This is a genomic window from Rhodococcus sp. SB1D (assembly GCF_048573875.1).
Lineage (GTDB): Bacteria > Actinomycetota > Actinomycetes > Mycobacteriales > Mycobacteriaceae > Rhodococcus_F > Rhodococcus_F qingshengii.
Genome location: NZ_JBMAIQ010000033.1, coordinates 1 through 5,442, shown reverse-complemented (window position 1 = coordinate 5,442; position 5,442 = coordinate 1). Strand labels below are relative to the sequence as shown.

3 rRNA genes are annotated in these 5,442 nt (G+C 55.3%); all 3 read right to left on the bottom strand.

Annotated features, from left to right (window positions below):
• Window positions 1-2: 2 nt before the first annotated feature.
• Window positions 3-119 (bottom strand): 5S ribosomal RNA (gene rrf / locus ACN50D_RS31115).
• 153 nt (window positions 120-272) lie between these two features.
• Window positions 273-3,407, bottom strand: a 23S ribosomal RNA gene (locus ACN50D_RS31110).
• A 338-nt stretch (window positions 3,408-3,745) separates the two neighbouring features.
• Window positions 3,746-5,263, bottom strand: a 16S ribosomal RNA gene (locus tag ACN50D_RS31105).
• The 16S, 23S and 5S rRNA genes sit together here, the layout of an rRNA operon.
• Window positions 5,264-5,442 lie beyond the last annotated feature (179 nt).

Sequence of the window (5,442 nt, the reverse complement as noted above, 5' to 3'; positions counted from 1 at the left end):
GTGTTCGGCGGTGTCCTACTCTCCCACACCCTGTCGAGTGCAGTACCATCGGCGCTGAAGGGCTTAGCTTCCGGGTTCGGAATGGGACCGGGCGTTTCCCCTTCGCTATGACCGCCGTAACTCTATGAAACTGTCACAGTAACCTTCTTCTGATCACCTGGTTTCACCACCCGTCAACACCCGTTTCTGGTGTTGGGGGATGGAGAAAACAGGGTTTCTCATCAGTATCTGTGTGTTGTTTCAGATACCGCACAGTGGACGCGTAGCTTCTTTGTGGTAAGTCCTCGGCCTATTAGTACCAGTCACCTGCATGCATTACTGCACTTCCAGTTCTGGCCTATCAACCCGGTGGTCTGCCGGGGGCCTTACCCCCTCGAGGGGGTGAGAAACCTCATCTTGGAACAGGCTTCCCGCTTAGATGCTTTCAGCGGTTATCCCTTCCGAACGTAGCTAACCAGCGGTGCTCCTGGCGGAACAACTGGCACACCAGAGGTTCGTCCGTCCCGGTCCTCTCGTACTAGGGACAGCCTTCCTCAAGTTTCTAACGCGCGCGGCGGATAGAGACCGAACTGTCTCACGACGTTCTAAACCCAGCTCGCGTGCCGCTTTAATGGGCGAACAGCCCAACCCTTGGGACCTACTCCAGCCCCAGGATGCGACGAGCCGACATCGAGGTGCCAAACCATCCCGTCGATATGGACTCTTGGGGAAGATCAGCCTGTTATCCCCGGGGTACCTTTTATCCGTTGAGCGACACCGCTTCCACTTGCCGGTGCCGGATCACTAGTCCCGACTTTCGTCCCTGCTCGACCTGTCAGTCTCACAGTCAAGCTCCCTTGTGCACTTGCACTCGACACCTGATTGCCAACCAGGCTGAGGGAACCTTTGGGCGCCTCCGTTACATTTTGGGAGGCAACCGCCCCAGTTAAACTACCCACCAGGCACTGTCCCTGAACCAGATCATGGTCCGAGGTTAGAGGTCCAATTCGATCAGAGTGGTATTTCAACAACGACTCCACGATAACTGGCGTCACCGTTTCACAGTCTCCCACCTATCCTACACAAACCGAACCGAACACCAATACCAAGCTGTAGTGAAGGTCCCGGGGTCTTTTCGTCCTGCCGCGCGTAACGAGCATCTTTACTCGTAATGCAATTTCGCCGAGTCTACGGTTGAGACAGCTGAGAAGTCGTTACGCCATTCGTGCAGGTCGGAACTTACCCGACAAGGAATTTCGCTACCTTAGGATGGTTATAGTTACCACCGCCGTTTACTGGGGCTTAAATTCTCAGCTTCGCTCCCGAAGGAACTAACCGGTCCTCTTAACCTTCCAGCACCGGGCAGGCGTCAGTCCGTATACATCGTCTTACGACTTCGCACGGACCTGTGTTTTTAGTAAACAGTCGCTTCTCACTGGTCTCTGCGGCCCCACCCAGCTCAGACAGTAAATGTCGTCACCAGACAGGGCCCCCCTTCTCCCGAAGTTACGGGGGCATTTTGCCGAGTTCCTTAACCATAGTTATCTCGATCGCCTTAGTATTCTCTACCTGACCACCTGTGTCGGTTTGGGGTACGGGCCGTGTGAAAGCTCGCTAGAGGCTTTTCTCGGCAGCATAGGATCACTGAATTCGCCTCAATCGGCTACGCATCACGTCTCAGGCTTGTATGCGACCCGGATTTGCCTAGGTCACGCCCTACACGCTTACACCAGTATTACCACTGACTGGCTCAGCTACCTTCCTGCGTCACCCCATCGCTTGGCTACTACCAGATCAGGTCCCATGCATCCACCAACTCGAGACCCGAAGGTCTTCTCGTGGCTTCAGGATGGTTAGTATCACTGATTCACCATGGGCGCGTTCACACGGGTACGGGAATATCAACCCGTTGTCCATCGGCTACGCCTGTCGGCCTCGTCTTAGGTCCCGACTCACCCTGGGCGGATTAACCTGGCCCAGGAACCCTTGGTCATTCGGCGGACGAGTTTCTCACTCGTCTTTCGCTACTCATGCCTGCATTCTCACTCGTGTGGCCTCCACGGCTAGGTCACCCTGCCGCTTCCATGGCCACACGACGCTCCCCTACCCATCCACACACCTGCCAGAAAATCCGTGGATCAACTGGGGGCTATTGCGTGAATGCCGCAGCTTCGGTGGTGTACTTGAGCCCCGCTACATTGTCGGCGCAGGATCACTTGACCAGTGAGCTATTACGCACTCTTTCAAGGGTGGCTGCTTCTAAGCCAACCTCCTGGTTGTCTTCGCGACCCCACATCCTTTTCCACTTAGTACACGCTTAGGGACCTTAGCTGGCGATCTGGGCTGTTTCCCTCTCGACTACGAACCTTATCGCCCGCAGTCTCACTGCCGCGCTCTCACTCACCGGCATTCGGAGTTTGGCTGATTTCGGTAAGCTTGTGGGCCCCCTAGACCATCCAGTAGCTCTACCTCCGGTGAGAAACACGCGACGCTGCACCTAAATGCATTTCGGGGAGAACCAGCTATCACGGAGTTTGATTGGCCTTTCACCCCTACCCACAACTCATCCCCTCAGTTTTCAACCTAAGTGGGTTCGGTCCTCCACGACGTCTTACCGTCGCTTCAACCTGGCCATGGGTAGATCACTCCGCTTCGGGTCTAGAGCATGCCACTGACTCGCCCTATTCGGACTCGCTTTCGCTACGGCTACCCCACACGGGTTAACCTCGCGACATGCCACTAACTCGCAGGCTCATTCTTCAAAAGGCACGCCATCACCCCCAGCAGTAAACTGCTCGAAGGCTCTGACGGATTGTAAGCGCACGGTTTCAGGTACTATTTCACTCCCCTCCCGGGGTACTTTTCACCTTTCCCTCACGGTACTAGTCCGCTATCGGTCACCAGGGAGTATTCAGGCTTATCGGGTGGTCCCGACAGATTCACACCAGATTTCACGGGCCCGGTGCTACTTGGGTTTCCATTACAACAGTCACAAAGTTTTCGTGTACGGGATTCTCACCCTCTACGACAGGCCGTTCCAGACCACTTCCACTAACCCTGTGATTTCTTACTGTTGGCCTGCTCGGCAGAACAGACAAAATGAACCCCACAACCCCACGAATGCAACACCTGCCGGCTATCACACACCCATGGTTTAGCCTCTTCCGCTTTCGCTCGCCACTACTCACGGAATCACGGTTGTTTTCTCTTCCTGTGGGTACTGAGATGTTTCACTTCCCCACGTTCCCTCCACACGCCCTATATATTCAGGCGCGGGTAACACGACATCACTCGTGCTGGGTTTCCCCATTCGGACATCCTCGGATCACAGCTCGGTTGACAGCTCCCCGAGGCTTATCGCAGCCTCCTACGTCCTTCATCGGCTCCTGGTGCCAAGGCATCCACCGTACGCTCTTCATTACTTACAACAAAGATGCTCGCGTCCACTGTGCAGTTCTCAAACAACACACAAACAACCACCTCACGCAGACACCAACAAAAACCACTCTCACGAATAATTCTTGCGGTATGACTGCAGCAGTCATTTGTCGTTACTTCCTAGAGAGGAAACACTCGCGTGTTCTCTCAGGACCCAACAGTATGTCGATATATTGTTCGTCGGTTTCCCACAGAGGAGAAACCGTACGACGATCAAGTTTGTCAGCGTCCACCCATGAGCTCCTGCCGGACCACAAGTGGGTCCGAAACAGGCTCTGCCAACCAACCATCCACCTGTGTGGATATTGGACTGGAGAATGCTCCTTAGAAAGGAGGTGATCCAGCCGCACCTTCCGGTACGGCTACCTTGTTACGACTTCGTCCCAATCGCCGATCCCACCTTCGACGGCTCCCTCCCACAAGGGGTTAAGCCACCGGCTTCGGGTGTTACCGACTTTCATGACGTGACGGGCGGTGTGTACAAGGCCCGGGAACGTATTCACCGCAGCGTTGCTGATCTGCGATTACTAGCGACTCCGACTTCACGGGGTCGAGTTGCAGACCCCGATCCGAACTGAGACCAGCTTTAAGGGATTCGCTCCACCTCACGGTCTCGCAGCCCTCTGTACTGGCCATTGTAGCATGTGTGAAGCCCTGGACATAAGGGGCATGATGACTTGACGTCGTCCCCACCTTCCTCCGAGTTGACCCCGGCAGTCTCTTACGAGTCCCCACCATAACGTGCTGGCAACATAAGATAGGGGTTGCGCTCGTTGCGGGACTTAACCCAACATCTCACGACACGAGCTGACGACAGCCATGCACCACCTGTATACCGACCACAAGGGGGGCCACATCTCTGCAGCTTTCCGGTATATGTCAAACCCAGGTAAGGTTCTTCGCGTTGCATCGAATTAATCCACATGCTCCGCCGCTTGTGCGGGCCCCCGTCAATTCCTTTGAGTTTTAGCCTTGCGGCCGTACTCCCCAGGCGGGGCGCTTAATGCGTTAGCTACGGCACGGATTCCGTGGAAGGAACCCACACCTAGCGCCCACCGTTTACGGCGTGGACTACCAGGGTATCTAATCCTGTTCGCTACCCACGCTTTCGTTCCTCAGCGTCAGTTACTGCCCAGAGACCCGCCTTCGCCACCGGTGTTCCTCCTGATATCTGCGCATTTCACCGCTACACCAGGAATTCCAGTCTCCCCTGCAGTACTCAAGTCTGCCCGTATCGCCTGCAAGCCAGCAGTTGAGCTGCTGGTTTTCACAAACGACGCGACAAACCGCCTACGAACTCTTTACGCCCAGTAATTCCGGACAACGCTTGCACCCTACGTATTACCGCGGCTGCTGGCACGTAGTTAGCCGGTGCTTCTTCTGCAGGTACCGTCACTTGCGCTTCGTCCCTGCTGAAAGAGGTTTACAACCCGAAGGCCGTCATCCCTCACGCGGCGTCGCTGCATCAGGCTTTCGCCCATTGTGCAATATTCCCCACTGCTGCCTCCCGTAGGAGTCTGGGCCGTGTCTCAGTCCCAGTGTGGCCGGTCACCCTCTCAGGTCGGCTACCCGTCGTCGCCTTGGTAGGCCATTACCCCACCAACAAGCTGATAGGCCGCGGGCCCATCCTGCACCGATAAATCTTTCCACCACCCACCATGCGATAGGAGGTCATATCCGGTATTAGACCCAGTTTCCCAGGCTTATCCCGAAGTGCAGGGCAGATCACCCACGTGTTACTCACCCGTTCGCCGCTCGTGTACCCCGAAAGGCCTTACCGCTCGACTTGCATGTGTTAAGCACGCCGCCAGCGTTCGTCCTGAGCCAGGATCAAACTCTCCGTTGAAGACTCTAGATATCACCAACCCGAAGGCCGGCTAATCAGTCATAGACAAAAAGAGTCAAATCACTAGCAAAAAAACTCAACTAGCAAAAAATGTGTCGGCAACCATTCAGACGGAAGAATGAACAATCACCGACGAAAAATACTCACACCACACACAAACCAACCAAACCCCAAGAGGC